The organism is Streptomyces adelaidensis (assembly GCF_016598475.1).
In the GTDB taxonomy this organism is placed as follows: domain Bacteria; phylum Actinomycetota; class Actinomycetes; order Streptomycetales; family Streptomycetaceae; genus Streptomyces; species Streptomyces adelaidensis.
Genome location: NZ_JAEMUX010000020.1, coordinates 1 through 14,244, shown reverse-complemented (window position 1 = coordinate 14,244; position 14,244 = coordinate 1). Strand labels below are relative to the sequence as shown.

Here is a 14,244-nt window from a genome sequence, read left to right as displayed (position 1 = left end):
GTAACCGACATCGGCATCAGTAACCGATGTGGTCCGAGATCCCGATTCGCGGCGAGGTGAGCCTCATGACCGCACCACCCCTCAAGAAGCCCGTTGTCACCGAACGTGAGGCCCGCCAGGTGGCGGAGGCCGCCCGGGACCAGGACTGGCGCAAGCCCAGCTTCGCCAAGGAGCTGTTCCTGGGCCGGTTCCGCCTGGACCTCATCCACCCCCACCCGCTCCCCACCGACGAGGCCGTCCGGCGCGGCGAGCAGTTCCTCGGCAAGCTCCGCGACTTCTGCGAGACCGAGGTCGACGGCGCCCTCATCGAGCGCGAGGCCCGCATCCCCGACGAGGTCATCAACGGCCTCAAGGAACTCGGCGCCCTCGGCATGAAGATCGAGCCCAAGTACGGCGGCCTCGGCCTCACCCAGGTGTACTACAACAAGGCGCTGGCCCTGGTGGGCTCGGCCAGCCCGGCGATCGGCGTACTGCTCTCCGCGCATCAGTCGATCGGCGTACCCCAGCCGCTGAAGCTGTTCGGCACCCCCGAACAGAAGGAGAAGTTCCTGCCGCGCTGCGCCCGCACCGACATCAGCGCCTTCCTCCTCACCGAGCCGGACGTCGGCTCCGACCCGGCCCGCCTGGCGACGAGCGCGGTGCCGGACGGGGACGACTACGTCCTCGACGGGGTGAAGCTGTGGACCACCAACGGCGTGGTCGCCGACCTCCTCGTCGTGATGGCGCGCGTCCCGAAGAGCGAGGGCCACAAGGGCGGCATCACCGCCTTCGTCGTGGAGGCCGGCTCACCCGGCGTCACCGTCGAGAACCGCAACGCCTTCATGGGCCTGCGCGGCATCGAGAACGGCGTCACCCGCTTCCACCAGGTCCGCGTCCCCGCCGCGAACCGCGTCGGCCCCGAGGGTGCGGGCCTGAAAATCGCTCTGACCACGCTCAACACGGGCCGGCTCTCCCTCCCCGCCTCCTGCGTGGCCGCCGGCAAGTGGTGTCTGAAGATCGCCCGCGAGTGGTCGGCGGTCCGCGAGCAGTGGGGCAAGCCGGTCGCCCGTCACGAGGCGGTCGGGCAGAAGATCTCCTTCATCGCCGCCACCACCTTCGCCCTGGAGGCGGTCCTCGACCTGTCCTCGCAGATGGCCGACGAGGACCGCAACGACATCCGTATCGAGGGCGCCCTCGCCAAGCTCTTCGCCTCCGAGATGGGCTGGCGCATCGCCGACGAACTGGTCCAGATCCGTGGCGGCCGCGGCTTCGAGACGGCCGACTCCCTGCGGGCGCGCGGCGAACGGGCCGTCCCCGCCGAGCAGATCCTGCGCGACCTGCGCATCAACCGCATCTTCGAGGGCTCCACGGAGATCATGCACCTGCTGATCGCCCGTGAGGCCGTCGACGCCCACCTCTCCGTGGCCGGCGACCTCATCGACCCCGAGAAGACCCTCTCCGACAAGGCGAAGGCGGGCGCGAACGCGGGCGTCTTCTACGCCAAGTGGCTGCCGAAACTGGTCGCCGGCCCCGGCCAACTCCCGCGCGCGTACGGCGACTTCCACCCCGCCGGCCACCCCGACCTCTCGACGCACCTGCGCTATGTCGAGCGCAACGCCCGCAAGCTGGCCCGCTCCACCTTCTACGCCATGTCCCGCTGGCAGGGCCGGATGGAGACCAAACAGGCCTTCCTCGGCCGGATCGTCGACATCGGCGCCGAACTCTTCGCGATGAGCGCGGCCGTCGTACGCGCCGAACTCCTGCGCACCACCGAGGGCCACGGCCGCGAGGCCTACCAGCTCGCCGACGTCTTCTGCCGCCAGTCCCGCCTCCGCGTCGAGGAACTCTTCGACCGCCTGTGGAGCAACACCGACGACGTCGACCGCAAGGTGGTCAAGGGCGTACTCGGCGGCGCCTACGAGTGGCTGGAGCGGGGCGTGGTCGACCCGTCGGGCGAGGGCCCCTGGATCGCCGACGCGACCCCGGGCCCGAGTGAGAAGGAGAACGTCCACCGCCCGATCCTCTGAGAGCCACCCGCGCCCCGCAAGGGGCGCGGGGCCGTACCGGACTACCGGGTCAGCAGTACTTGTCGCTGGGGTCCCGAGTCGTCCACGAGCACGAGTCCACCTTGGCGCCGCTCGCCTTCAGCAGCGTCGCCGTGTCGCTGGTGTTGTTCCAGACGTAGGCCTTGCGGTTCTGGTACTTGGTCGCGCTGGTGTCCGTGCCCGAACCGGTGCGGACCTTGATGTACTTCTTCGCCCCGATCTTCACGTTCGGGAACGTGTACTTGTGGTTCTGGGGGTCCTTGAGCACCCAGCCCTTCAGCGAGATCGCCTTCGAGCTCGTGTTTCTGATCTGCACCCACTCGCCGTTGAGGCTAGCGGTGGAGCGGGTGTCCTTGCCGGGGCTGTCGAAGTACACGCGGTAGATGACCACGCCGCCGGCGGCCTGCGCCGGGCTGCTGAGCAGGGTGCCGGTCAGGGCCACGGCTCCGGCGAGCGCGGGCAGCGCGAAGCGTATGCGGTTGTGCATGGATCCCCCCAGGGTCCTCGTTCACGATCGTCGTCATCCACCGACGATCGGCTGATACGACAATCGGATCAGCTGAGGAGAAGTCATATCACTCCCGTCTTCACACGCGCTTCACAAACGGAGAAATGCGCTCGTCAACCGCACACGGCACGAAGTGGGTCAACAGGGGGACGCGCGGTCCTGCCGAAGGGCTGATGCGGCCACAATGGGGGGATGAGCGACAGTCCAGCCCCTCTCGCCGACCCGCATCTCGTCTTCGATCCGGTCGACGGCGTACGCGACGTAGTGATCCTCGGATCGACCGGCTCGATCGGTACCCAGGCCATCGACCTCGTCCTGCGCAACCCGGACCGCTTCCGGGTCACCGGGCTCTCCGCCGCCGGAGGGAGGGTGGAACTGCTGGCCGAGCAGGCGCACCGCCTGCGCGTGCGGACCGTCGCGGTCGCCCGGGAGGACGTCGTCCCGGCGCTGCGCGAGGCCCTGGCCGGCGCGTACGGGGCCGGTGCGGCGCTGCCCGAGATCCTCGCCGGTCCGCACGCCGCCACCGAACTCGCCGCGTCCGGCTGCCACACCGTGCTCAACGGCATCACCGGCTCCATCGGCCTCGCCCCGACCCTCGCCGCCCTGGAAGCGGGCCGCACCCTCGCGCTCGCCAACAAGGAGTCGCTCATCGTCGGCGGCCCGCTGGTGAAGGCGGTGGCGAAGCCGGGCCAGATCATCCCGGTCGACTCCGAGCACGCCGCCCTCTTCCAGGCCCTCGCCTCCGGCACCCGCGCCGACGTCCGCAAGCTCGTCGTGACCGCCTCCGGCGGCCCCTTCCGCGGCCGTACGAAGGCGGAGCTGGCGGACGTCACGCCCGCCGACGCCCTCGCGCACCCCACCTGGGCCATGGGCCCGGTCATCACGGTCAACTCCGCGACCCTCGTCAACAAGGGCCTGGAAGTCATCGAGGCGCACCTCCTCTACGACATTCCCTTCGATCGCATTGAGGTCGTCGTGCACCCCCAGTCGTATGTCCACTCGATGGTTGAGTTCACGGACGGATCGACGATGGCCCAGGCGACTCCCCCCGACATGCGCGGGCCCATCGCCATCGGCCTCGGCTGGCCGCAGCGCGTCCCGGACGCCTCGCCCGCCTTTGACTGGACCAAGGCGTCCAGCTGGGAGTTCTTCCCCCTCGACAACGAGGCGTTCCCGTCGGTCGCACTCGCCCGGCACGTGGGACAGCTCGCGGGCACCGCCCCGGCGGTGTTCAATGCCGCGAACGAGGAGTGCGTCGACGCGTTCCTGCACGGCGGCCTCCGCTACAACGCGATCATGGAGACCGTCACGCGGGTCGTGGAGGAGCACGGCACCCCCGCAGCGGGAACTTCCCTGACCGTGGCGGACGTCCTCGAAGCGGAGACCTGGGCGCGAGCCAGGGCCCGTGAGCTGACCACTTCGACAGCCACCTCGACAGCCAAACCCACCGAGCGGACGACCGCGGAGGCCCGTGCATGACGACCCTGATGTTCATCCTCGGCATAGTCGTCTTCGTGATCGGCCTGGCGTTCTCGATCGCCTGGCACGAGCTGGGCCACCTGTCCACCGCCAAGCTCTTCGGCGTCCGCGTGCCCCAGTACATGGTGGGCTTCGGCCCGACGATCTGGTCGCGCAAGAAGGGTGAGACCGAGTACGGCGTCAAGGCGATCCCGCTCGGCGGCTTCATCCGCATGATCGGCATGATCCCGCCCGGCCCGGACGGCCGCATCGAGGCCCGCTCGACGTCCCCGTTCCGCGGCATCATCGAGGACGCCCGCGCGGCCTCCTTCGAGGAACTCCAGCCCGGCGACGAGGACCGCCTCTTCTACACCCGCAAGCCGTGGAAGCGCGTCATCGTCATGTTCGCGGGCCCGTTCATGAACCTGATCCTCGCCGTCGCGATCTTCCTCACCGTCATGATGTCCTTCGGCGCCCAGACCCAGACGACCACGGTCAGCAAGGTCTCGGACTGCGTCATCTCCGCGACCGAGAACCGCTCCAAGTGCAAGGACAGCGACAAGGAGGCCCCGGCCAAGGCGGCGGGCCTGAAGCCGGGCGACAAGATCGTCGCGTTCGACGGCACCCCCGTCGAGGACTGGTCCGCCCTGCAGGTCGACATCCGTGACAACCCCGGCAAGCAGGTCACCCTCACGGTGGAGCGCAAGGGCGAGCGGCTCGACCTGACCCCCACCCTCATCAAGAACCAGGTCAGCCAGACCGACGGCCAGGGCGGCTACGTCCAGGGCAAGTACGTGTACGCCGGCTGGCTCGGCTTCACACCCGCCTCCGACATCCTCCCGCTCTCCTTCGGCGAGTCCGTGGACCGCATGGGCGACATGATGCAGAACGGCGTCGAGTCCCTGCTCTCCCTGCCGTCCAAGGTCCCCGCCCTGTGGGACGCCACCTTCGGCGACGGCGAGCGCGAGGCCGACTCGCCCATGGGTGTGGTCGGCGCGGCCCGCGTCGGCGGCGAGATCTTCACCATGGACATCCCCGCCAGCCAGCAGTTCGCCAGCTTCCTCATCCTGCTCGCCGGCTTCAACCTCTCCCTCTTCCTGTTCAACATGCTCCCGCTCCTCCCGCTCGACGGCGGGCACATCGCGGGCGCCCTGTGGGAGTCGGTCCGCCGCAACGCGGCCAAGGTGCTGCGCCGGCCCGACCCCGGCCCGTTCGACGTGGCGAAGCTGATGCCCGTCGCGTACGTGGTGGCCGGGATCTTCGTGTGCTTCACGCTCCTGGTACTGATCGCGGACCTGGTGAACCCGGTGCGCATCTCCTAGTGCTGCGGCAGGCAACGTTTGCCCGTTGAGGAGCGGCGTCCGGTGCGTGCTCTCGGTGTGCCGGCCGGAAGTCCTCGTACTGGACGTACTTGGCCTTTCGGCCGGTGCGGCGAGAGGGCGTGCCGGGCGTCGCGACGGGGCGAACGTTGCCTGTCGCGGCACTAGCCATCCGGAGTTCACGGCGGCCGGGCACACTCGCGCGGGGCGAGGGCCCGGCCGCCGTCGTACGGAGGGGTTCGTCGGGTCGGTCCACGGACAGGGATGTGCTCGGGCCCATGCCCGTGCCGTAATCTCGAAGCCTGGAGCCCGCCTGTTCCGGGACCCGGTCCTGATCCACAACTTGGGGTTGCACAGCAGATGACTGCGATTTCTCTCGGCATGCCGTCCGTTCCGACCAGGCTCGCCGAGCGCCGGAAGAGCCGGCAGATCCAGGTCGGGTCCGTGGCGGTGGGCGGAGACGCTCCGGTCTCGGTCCAGTCGATGACCACCACCCGTACCTCGGACATCGGCGCGACGCTCCAGCAGATCGCCGAGCTGACGGCCTCCGGCTGCCAGATCGTCCGCGTCGCCTGCCCCACGCAGGACGACGCCGACGCCCTCGCGGTGATCGCCCGCAAGTCGCAGATCCCGGTCATCGCCGACATCCACTTCCAGCCGAAGTACGTCTTCGCCGCCATCGAGGCCGGCTGTGCGGCGGTCCGCGTCAACCCCGGCAACATCAAGCAGTTCGACGACAAGGTCAGGGAGATCGCCCAGGCGGCGAACGACCACGGCACCCCGATCCGCATCGGTGTCAACGCCGGCTCCCTCGACCGCCGTCTCCTGCAGAAGTACGGCAAGGCCACCCCCGAGGCCCTCGTCGAGTCCGCCCTCTGGGAGGCCTCCCTCTTCGAGGAGCACGGCTTCCGGGACATCAAGATCTCCGTCAAGCACAACGACCCGGTCGTCATGGTCAACGCCTACCGCCAGCTGGCCGCCCAGTGCGACTACCCCCTCCACCTCGGCGTCACCGAGGCGGGCCCCGCCTTCCAGGGCACGATCAAGTCGGCCGTCGCCTTCGGCGCGCTCCTCGCCGAGGGCATCGGCGACACCATCCGCGTCTCCCTCTCGGCCCCGCCGGTCGAGGAGATCAAGGTCGGCAACCAGATCCTGGAGTCCCTCAACCTCCGCCAGCGTGGCCTGGAGATCGTCTCCTGTCCCTCCTGCGGCCGCGCCCAGGTCGACGTCTACAAGCTCGCCGAGGAAGTCACCGCCGGCCTCACCGGCATGGAGGTCCCCCTCCGCGTCGCCGTCATGGGCTGCGTCGTCAACGGCCCCGGCGAAGCCCGCGAAGCCGACCTCGGCGTCGCCTCCGGCAACGGCAAGGGCCAGATCTTCGTCAAGGGCGAAATCATCAAGACCGTCCCCGAATCCAAGATCGTCGAGACTTTGATCGAGGAAGCGATGAAGATCGCCGAACAGATGGAGGCGGACGGCATCACCTCGGGCGAGCCGACGGTGGCGGTAGCGGGCTGAGGCGCCTCCTGAAGATCGGCCCGCAGGGCCATCTTCAGGGGCGCGGGGAACTGCGCGACCAGCCACAACGAGCCGGCACCCGCCGACGCACAGCACCTTTCGAGCTCGATGGCGCCGGTCCGAGCGGCCGCAGGCCTCCTCCCAAGCAGGCCGCAGGCCCCCTCCCAAGCGCGGGGCCGTATCGATATGCGGCTCCGCCGCGTGGGCGGGACCAGTCACGACGCACCCGCACCCGCCACGGCACAGGAGCCCCCCGAGCCATCAGGCGCCCGCCCGTGGCGCAGCCACAGGGCGACCGCCACAGCCCGGCAGGGTATCGTGCGGAGACCAGCCAGACCCCAGGGTGAGGCCCCCGCACGTGTTGACCCAGACCACCACCAGGGTCCTCGAACCGAGTGACCTGGACGCCGCCTTCGCCGTCCTGGACCGAGACCCCGTCGCGAACGCCTTCGTGACGTCCCGCGTCCAGGTCGCCGGCCTGGACCCCTGGCGGCTCGGCGGCGAGATGTGGGGCTGGTACGAGGACGGCGCCCTGACCTCCCTCTGTTACGCCGGCGCCAACCTCGTCCCCATCTGCGCCACCCCCCGAGCCGTCCGCGCCTTCGCCGACCGCGCCCGCCGGGCCGGCCGCCGCTGCTCCTCGGTCGTCGGCCCCGCCGAACCCACCGCCGAGCTCTGGCGCCTCCTCGAACGCAGCTGGGGCCCGGCCCGCGAGGTCCGCACCCACCAGCCGCTCATGGTCACCGACCGGCTCCCCTACCCCGCCGAGGTCACCCAGGACCCGTACGTCCGCCGCATCCGCAAGGACGAGATGGACTCGATCATGCCGGCGTGCATCGCGATGTTCACCGAGGAGGTCGGCGTCTCCCCCCTGGCCGGCGACGGCGGCCTGCTCTACCAGGCCCGCGTCGCCGAACTCGTCGGCTCCGGCCGCTCCTTCGCCCGCCTCGACGCCGACGGCCGCGTCGTCTTCAAGGCCGAGATCGGCGCCGCCACCCCCCGGGCCTGCCAGATCCAGGGCGTCTGGGTCGCCCCCGAGCACCGAGGCAAGGGCATGGCCGCCCCCGGCATGGCAGCCGTCCTCCGCTACGCCCTCGCGGACTTCGCCCCCCTGGTCAGCCTCTACGTGAACGACTTCAACACCGCGGCGAGGCGCACGTACAAGAGGGTCGGCTTCCAAGAGGTGGGCGCCTTCATGAGCGTACTTTTCTGACCGCCGGTCAGAGGGGCGTCCCCAAGGGGGCACGGCGCTGTATCGACACGCGGCTCCGCCGCGACGGGGTCCCTCCCGCTCGAGCGAAGTCGAGAGTGGGGGAGCGACCAGCGACAGACGACCCGCACCCGAAGAACAACCGGCACTCCGCAGCCCAACCCGGCCAAGCGCACCGGTAGGCTCCGGGCCATGGACCTCGTCATCGGCCCCTTGGACCTCCCCGCCCACGTAGACGAGGCCCTCGCCGTCCAAGCCGTCGCCTTCGGCCTGGGCCCCGACGAGGTGGCCGTACGCCGCCAGATCGTCCTGCGCCACATGACCTACCCGGGGGCGAGAGCACTCGGCGCCACGACCGACGGCCTGCTCGTCGGCTTCGTCTACGGCATGCCCAACGACCGCGCCCACTGGTGGTCCACGGTCGTCGAGCCCTACCTGCGCGCCCTCGGCCACGACCACTGGCTGGACGACTCCTTCGTGATCACCGAACTGCACGTCCACCCCCGCTACCAGAACCGCGGCGTCGGCCGTGCCCTGATCACCACCATCACCGACAGCGCGGCCGAACCCCGCTCGATCCTCTCCGCGATCGACGTCGACAGCCCGGCCCGCGGCCTCTACCACTCCCTCGGCTACACGGACCTCGCCCGCCAGGTCGTCTTCCCCAGCGCCCCCAAGCCGTACGCGGTGATGGGCGCCCCCCTGCCCCTGCGCCGCAGGTAGCCGCCGTACCGCCGCTGACCGCCACCGCCGGATTTCCACGGGCCCGTGTCACCCGGCTAACCTCCTGCCAACACCCAACCGCAGCAGGAGTACGAGAACCATGGCGAACCCACCGGTCCAGCGCATGTCCCAGTTGATGGCCAAGACGCTGCGCGACGACCCGGCGGACGCCGAGGTGCTCAGCCACAAGCTCCTCGTCCGCGCCGGCTACGTCCGCCGCACGGCCGCCGGCGTGTGGACCTGGCTGCCGCTCGGCAAGAAGGTCCTCGCCAACGTGGAGCGGATCGTCCGCGAGGAGATGGACGCGATCGGCGCCCAGGAGGTACTGCTCCCCGCCCTGCTGCCGCGTGAGCCGTACGAGGCGACCGGCCGCTGGGACGAGTACGGCCCGGAGCTGTTCCGCCTGAAGGACCGCAGGGGCGGCGACTACCTCCTCGGCCCCACCCACGAGGAGATCTTCACGCTGATCGTGAAGGACCAGGCGTCCTCCTACAAGGACCTGCCGGTGATCCTCTACCAGATCCAGACCAAGTTCCGTGACGAGGCCCGCCCCCGCGCCGGCATCCTGCGCGGCCGCGAGTTCCTGATGAAGGACTCGTACTCCTTCGACACCGAGGACGAGGGACTGGACCAGTCGTACGCCCTGCACCGCCAGGCCTACCAGCAGGTGTTCGAGCGCCTGGGCCTCGACTACCGCATCTGCGCCGCCACGGCGGGCGCGATGGGCGGCTCGAAGTCGGAGGAGTTCCTGGCCCCGGCCGCCGCCGGCGAGGACACCTTCGCGGACTGCCCGAACTGCGACTTCGCCGCCAACACCGAGGCGATCACGTTCGAGCTGAAGCCGGTGGACGCCGACGGCGTGCCCGCCCTCGAAGAGATCCCGACCCCCGACACCCCCACCATCGAGACCCTCGCCGCCCACCTCGGCGTCCAGGCCTCCGACACCCTCAAGAACCTCCTCGTCAAGGTCGACGGCGAGATCGTCGCCGTCGGCGTCCCCGGCGACCGCGAGGTCGACCTGGGCAAGGTCGAGGCGCACTTCGCCCCGGCGGTCGTCGAGATGGTCACCGAGGCGGACTTCGCGGGCCGCCCCGACCTGGTCCGCGGCTACGTCGGCCCGCAGGGCCTGGGGGAGAAGGTCACGTACATCGCCGACCCGCGCGTGGCCCCGGGCACCGCGTGGATCACGGGCGCCAACAAGCCGGGCACGCACGCCAGGAACGTCGTCGCGGGCCGTGACTTCGAGGTCGGCGGCTACGTCGACGTCGTGGTCGTCCAGGAGGGCGACCCCTGCCCGAACTGCGGCACCGGCCTCAAGCTCGACCGCGCCATCGAGATCGGCCACATCTTCCAGCTCGGCCGCAAGTACGCCGACGCCCTCAAGCTCGACGTCCTCGGCCCGCAGGGCAAGCCGGTCCGCGTCACCATGGGCTCGTACGGCATCGGTGTCTCCCGCGCGGTCGCGGCCCTCGCCGAGCAGTCCGCCGACGACAAGGGCCTCTGCTGGCCCGCCGAGGTAGCCCCGGCCGACGTCCACGTCGTCGCCGCGGGCAAGGCCCTGCAGACCGAACTGGCCCTCGACGTCTCCGAGAAGCTGCGCGCGGCCGGCCTCCGTGTCCTCGTCGACGACCGCGCCGGCGTCTCTCCGGGCGTGAAGTTCACCGACTCCGAGCTGATCGGCGTACCGAAGATCCTGGTCGCGGGCCGCCGCAGCGCCGAAGGCGTCCTGGAGCTGAAGGACCGCCGTACCGGCGAGCGCGAGGAGCTGACGGTCGACGAGGCGATCGCCCGCCTGACCGCCTGAGGTCCTTGCCGACCTCCTTAAGGAACCTCTCAGGGAGTTCTGTGCAGGCGTATGGCCGCCTCACAGACTTCTCTCAGGCCGCTCCCCGACCGTAGTGCGTGACAGAACGTCACTACGGGAGGGGAACGGTCATGACAAGCAGGGAACGAGGTGCCGCCGCCGCGGTCCGCAGAGGCGCCCGGCGAACGGCATCCGTGGCCGCCGCCGTCACGCTCGCCGCGGCGGCCGGGGTCTTCGCCCTGGTCGGCACGATGCAGGCGGACGCGGACACGACAGCCAGCAGCGGCACGAGCACGAGCACCAGTTCGAGCACAAGCAGCGGCACGGACTCCTCGTCGGACAGCTCCTCGACCGACACGAACACCTCGACCGACACGGACTCGTCCACCGACACCAGCTCGTCCTCGGACGACTCCTCATCGGACAGTTCGAGCGACTCCTCCTCGGACTCCTCGGACTCCTCGGACTCCACGGACTCCACGGACTCCACGGACCTCCAGTCCTCCTCCGACGGCATGACCTCGTCCACGGACGACTCCGCGGACTCGACCTCGGGGGCGTCGTGATGACCGTGTCCACGACTCCCCGCCCGACGGCCGCGACGGACTGGCGGGCCCTCGGCACGAGCGTCCGCCTGGTCGTCACGGACCCGGCCCTGCTGGACTCCTGCAATCTGCTCCTGGTCCGGCACCTGGCCGAGGTCGACGCCGCGTGCAGCCGCTTCCGTGAGGACTCGGAGCTGTCGGCGCTGAACACGGCCGAAGGGCGGCCCGTGAAGGTCAGCCCGCTGCTGGCCGAGGCCCTGGCGGTCGCCCTGCGCGCCGCCCGCGCCACGGACGGCGCGGTGGACCCCACGGTCGGCTCGGCGATGGAGGCCCTCGGCTACGACCGGGACTTCACCCTGGTACAGGAGGACGACCGCCCGATGCGGCTCGCGGTGAAGCGGGTGCCGGGCTGGAGCCTGGTCGAACTGGACCGCGCCACGAACACGGTCACCCTGCCGCCCGGCGTCCGCCTGGACCTGGGCGCCACGGCCAAGGCGTGGGCGGCCGACCGGGCGGCGCGGACGCTGGCCCGGGCCGCCGGCTGCGGCATCCTGGTCAGCCTCGGCGGCGACACGGCCGTCGCGGGCGAACCCCCGGCCGGCGGCTGGCGCATCCGCGTCCAGGACGAGACGGCCCCGGTCGCCGAACTCCCGCGGCACGGCTCGTACGCCACGGTCGGCATCCGCAGCGGCGGCCTCGCCACCTCCGGCACCACCGCCCGCCGCTGGCGCCGAGGCGACCAGAACCTCCACCACATCGTCGACCCCCGCACGGGCCACCCCGCCACCACCCCCTGGCGCACCGTCTCGGTAGCCGCCGCCACCTGCGCCGACGCCAACGCCGCCAGCACGGCGGCCCTGGTCAAGGGCGAGAGCGCGGCACGCTGGCTGTCGAGACTGGGCCTGCCGGCAAGGCTGGTCACGCACGACGGCACAGTGGTCGCGACGCAGGGCTGGCCCAATTCAGCCCGTCCGGCGTTTGAGGACGAGGCCGTTCAGGCCGAAGGGGGGTCTGGGGGCGCAGCCCCCAGGGTCGGGACGGGAAGGGGCGGCGGGGACGAAACCTCCCGGCCCGCACCCACCCAGAAGCCCGAGGCCACCCCATGAGCGACGAGATCCTCTGGTACGCCAACAGAGCCACCGGCGCGGTCTGCCTCCTCCTCTTCACCCTCGTCGTCCTCCTCGGCATCGCCGTACGACTGCGCACCCGCATCCCCGGCCTCCCCCGCTTCGGCACGGTCTCCCTCCACCGCACCCTCTCCCTCTCCGCGACGGCGTTCCTGCTCCTGCACATCGCGACCGCAGTCATCGACGACTACGTCAGCATCACCGCCCTGGACGTCCTCGTCCCCTTCGCCTCCGACTACCAGCCCCTGTGGCTCGGCCTGGGCACGGTCTCCCTGGACCTGATGCTCGCCGTCCTGATCACCAGCCTCCTCCGCGCCCGCCTCGGCCACCGCACCTGGCGGGCCGTGCACTGGCTGGCGTACGCGTCCTGGCCGTTCGCCCTGGTCCACGGCATCGGCATCGGCACGGACAGCGGCACCGCCTGGATGCTCTGGCTCACGGCCGGCTGCGTCGCCGCCGTGATCGCCGCCCTCGCCCCGCGCGCCGCCCACGCCGTACGCGACACCCGCCGCACCCCCGCCACCCTGCTCCGCACGTCCGAAGGAGCCCGCCCATGACCACCACGACCGCCCCCACCGCACAGACGGCCCCGACCGCCTTCACCACCCTCCACATGCCGCCCCGGCTCCTCGCCCCCGGCGGCGCCCCGGCCGACCACCCCACCCACGAACAGCGCTACGGCCCCCTCACCTCCCTCACCCCCGCCGACCTGCTCCGCGCGACCGCCGAGTCCGGCCTCACCGGCCGTGGCGGCGCCGCCTTCCCCACGTACCGCAAACTCACCTCGGTCGCCGAGGCGGGCCGCCGCACGGGCCGCGCCCCGGTGGTCGTGGCCAACGGCTGCGAGGGCGAACCGGCCAGCGCCAAGGACAAGACCCTGCTGCGCCTGTCACCCCACCTCGTACTGGACGGCCTCCGCCTGGCCGCCGAGGCGACCGGCGCGAGCGAGGCGTACCTGGCGGTCGAGGAAGGCACGGCGCACCTCGAAGCGGCGATCGCCGAGCGCCACGACCCGATCCCCGTACGAGTCGTGCGCGTCCCCAGGAGCTTCCTGTCCGGCGAGTCCTCGGCGCTCGTCCAGCACCTCGACGGCCGGCCCGCGCTGCCCCGGTACCAGAACCCCCCGGTCCGCGAACAGGGCGCCCACCGCGCCCCCACGCTCGTCCAGAACGTCGAGACCCTCGCCCACCTGGCCCTGATCGCCCGCCACGGCGCCGACTGGTACCGCACGGCCGGCACCCCCGCCGAACCCGGCAGCGTCCTGTGCACGCTCCACGTCCCGGGCCACACCCCCCGAGTCGTGGAGGCCCCCTACGGCCTCCCCCTGCACCGCCTGCTCCCCCTCCACGGCACCAGCGCGATCCTCATCGGCGGCTACCACGGCACCTGGGTCCCGACCCCCGACGCGGCCCAACTAACCCTGAAAACAGCCAACTTGGGGGCCGGAGTCCTCGCCGCGCTCCCCGCCGACCGCTGCGGCCTCGCCGAGACCGCCCGGGTCCTGCGCTACCTCGCCCTCCAGTCCGCCGGCCAGTGCGGCCCCTGCCTCAACGGCCTGCCCCGCATCGCCACCGCCTTCCAGGCCCTGGCCGCCCCCGGCCCCCAGGGCACCACCCGCGACGACATCGCCCGCTGGTCCAGCCTGGTCGAGGGCCGAGGCGTCTGCCACCACCCCGACGGCACGATCCGCCTGGTCCGCAGCGCCCTGACCACCTTCGCCCCCGAACTCGACGCCCACGCCCACGGCTACTGCACAGCCACCGACCGGACCCCCGTACTCCCCGTCCCAAACACCCCCGGGAGCTGACCCCGTGGAGCCCACCACAGCCCCCACCCTCGACATCGACTGGACGGCCTGCCAAGGCCACGGCCTCTGCGCCGAACTCCTCCCCGACCACGTCACCCTGGACGAATGGGGCTACCCACTCTTCGAACAGGGCCCCGTCCCACGCGCAGCTCTGAAGCGAGCGAAGCGAGCAGCGGCCGACTGCCCCGTGCTGGCCCTGAA

13 protein-coding genes are annotated in these 14,244 nt (G+C 71.2%); 11 read left to right on the top strand and 2 right to left on the bottom strand.

Going from position 1 to position 14,244, the window contains the following annotated elements; all coding sequences use genetic code 11:
* Positions 1-65 precede the first annotated feature (65 nt).
* On the top strand, positions 66-2,006 hold the full coding sequence (locus I8N67_RS14175) for an acyl-CoA dehydrogenase family protein (protein ID WP_200303422.1): 1,941 nt from the start codon (positions 66-68) through the stop codon (positions 2,004-2,006).
* Positions 2,007-2,055: 49 nt separating this feature from the next.
* Here I8N67_RS14175 and I8N67_RS14170 read toward each other — a convergent pair whose 3' ends face one another.
* Entirely contained in the window at positions 2,056-2,511 is a 456-nt protein-coding gene (locus tag I8N67_RS14170; protein ID WP_200303421.1) for a lamin tail domain-containing protein, read from the bottom strand.
* A 213-nt stretch (positions 2,512-2,724) separates the two neighbouring features.
* Between I8N67_RS14170 and dxr the strand changes: the two genes are divergently transcribed.
* From dxr to I8N67_RS14140, 6 genes are all read left to right on the top strand, one after another.
* Entirely contained in the window at positions 2,725-4,011 is a 1,287-nt protein-coding gene (dxr, locus tag I8N67_RS14165) for a 1-deoxy-D-xylulose-5-phosphate reductoisomerase (RefSeq protein ID WP_200303420.1), read from the top strand.
* Positions 4,008-5,312, top strand: coding sequence for a M50 family metallopeptidase (locus I8N67_RS14160; protein ID WP_200303419.1), 1,305 nt, complete (start codon positions 4,008-4,010; stop codon positions 5,310-5,312). Before dxr ends, I8N67_RS14160 begins: the two co-directional genes overlap by 4 nt.
* Before the next feature lie 357 nt (positions 5,313-5,669).
* Positions 5,670-6,827 (top strand): flavodoxin-dependent (E)-4-hydroxy-3-methylbut-2-enyl-diphosphate synthase, encoded by a 1,158-nt coding sequence (gene ispG / locus I8N67_RS14155; protein WP_200303418.1) that lies wholly within the window; start codon positions 5,670-5,672, stop codon positions 6,825-6,827.
* 358 nt (positions 6,828-7,185) lie between these two features.
* On the top strand, positions 7,186-8,040 hold the full coding sequence (locus I8N67_RS14150; protein ID WP_200303417.1) for a GNAT family N-acetyltransferase: 855 nt from the start codon (positions 7,186-7,188) through the stop codon (positions 8,038-8,040).
* 189 nt (positions 8,041-8,229) lie between these two features.
* On the top strand, positions 8,230-8,760 hold the full coding sequence (locus I8N67_RS14145; RefSeq protein WP_200303416.1) for a GNAT family N-acetyltransferase: 531 nt from the start codon (positions 8,230-8,232) through the stop codon (positions 8,758-8,760).
* Between the two features lie 100 nt (positions 8,761-8,860).
* Positions 8,861-10,564, top strand: a complete 1,704-nt coding sequence (locus I8N67_RS14140) for a proline--tRNA ligase (protein WP_200303415.1) — start codon at positions 8,861-8,863, stop codon at positions 10,562-10,564.
* A gap of 112 nt (positions 10,565-10,676) precedes the next feature.
* Here the strand turns inward: I8N67_RS14140 and I8N67_RS42610 are convergent, their stop codons facing one another.
* Positions 10,677-11,093 carry a hypothetical protein gene (locus tag I8N67_RS42610; RefSeq protein WP_234045681.1) on the bottom strand — a complete coding sequence of 139 codons (417 nt, stop codon included), beginning with the start codon at positions 11,091-11,093 and terminating at the stop codon, positions 10,677-10,679.
* A 36-nt stretch (positions 11,094-11,129) separates the two neighbouring features.
* Between I8N67_RS42610 and I8N67_RS14130 the strand changes: the two genes are divergently transcribed.
* The 4 genes from I8N67_RS14130 to I8N67_RS44200 form a co-directional block, all read left to right on the top strand.
* Entirely contained in the window at positions 11,130-12,215 is a 1,086-nt protein-coding gene (locus I8N67_RS14130; RefSeq protein ID WP_200303414.1) for an FAD:protein FMN transferase, read from the top strand.
* Positions 12,212-12,793 carry a ferric reductase-like transmembrane domain-containing protein gene (locus I8N67_RS14125; RefSeq protein ID WP_200303413.1) on the top strand — a complete coding sequence of 194 codons (582 nt, stop codon included), beginning with the start codon at positions 12,212-12,214 and terminating at the stop codon, positions 12,791-12,793. The genes I8N67_RS14130 and I8N67_RS14125 overlap by 4 nt, the downstream gene beginning before the upstream one ends.
* Positions 12,790-14,043 (top strand): NADH-ubiquinone oxidoreductase-F iron-sulfur binding region domain-containing protein, encoded by a 1,254-nt coding sequence (locus tag I8N67_RS14120; protein ID WP_200303412.1) that lies wholly within the window; start codon positions 12,790-12,792, stop codon positions 14,041-14,043. The genes I8N67_RS14125 and I8N67_RS14120 overlap by 4 nt, the downstream gene beginning before the upstream one ends.
* 4 nt (positions 14,044-14,047) lie before the next feature.
* A partial coding sequence (locus I8N67_RS44200) for a ferredoxin (protein ID WP_200303411.1) occupies positions 14,048-14,244 on the top strand: 197 nt, incomplete at its 3' end.

Excerpts from the sequence above, each read along its gene's own strand:
- I8N67_RS14125 (WP_200303413.1), top strand. The coding sequence starts at position 12,212 with ATGAGCGACGAGATCCTCTGGTACGCCAACAGAGCCACCGGCGCGGTC.
- I8N67_RS14140 (WP_200303415.1), top strand. The coding sequence starts at position 8,861 with ATGGCGAACCCACCGGTCCAGCGCATGTCCCAGTTGATGGCCAAGACG.
- I8N67_RS14170 (WP_200303421.1), bottom strand. The coding sequence starts at position 2,511 with ATGCACAACCGCATACGCTTCGCGCTGCCCGCGCTCGCCGGAGCCGTG.
- I8N67_RS14145 (WP_200303416.1), top strand. The coding sequence starts at position 8,230 with ATGGACCTCGTCATCGGCCCCTTGGACCTCCCCGCCCACGTAGACGAG.
- I8N67_RS14175 (WP_200303422.1), top strand. The coding sequence starts at position 66 with ATGACCGCACCACCCCTCAAGAAGCCCGTTGTCACCGAACGTGAGGCC.
- dxr (WP_200303420.1), top strand. The coding sequence starts at position 2,725 with ATGAGCGACAGTCCAGCCCCTCTCGCCGACCCGCATCTCGTCTTCGAT.
- I8N67_RS14160 (WP_200303419.1), top strand. The coding sequence starts at position 4,008 with ATGACGACCCTGATGTTCATCCTCGGCATAGTCGTCTTCGTGATCGGC.
- I8N67_RS14120 (WP_200303412.1), top strand. The coding sequence starts at position 12,790 with ATGACCACCACGACCGCCCCCACCGCACAGACGGCCCCGACCGCCTTC.
- ispG (WP_200303418.1), top strand. The coding sequence starts at position 5,670 with ATGACTGCGATTTCTCTCGGCATGCCGTCCGTTCCGACCAGGCTCGCC.
- I8N67_RS14130 (WP_200303414.1), top strand. The coding sequence starts at position 11,130 with ATGACCGTGTCCACGACTCCCCGCCCGACGGCCGCGACGGACTGGCGG.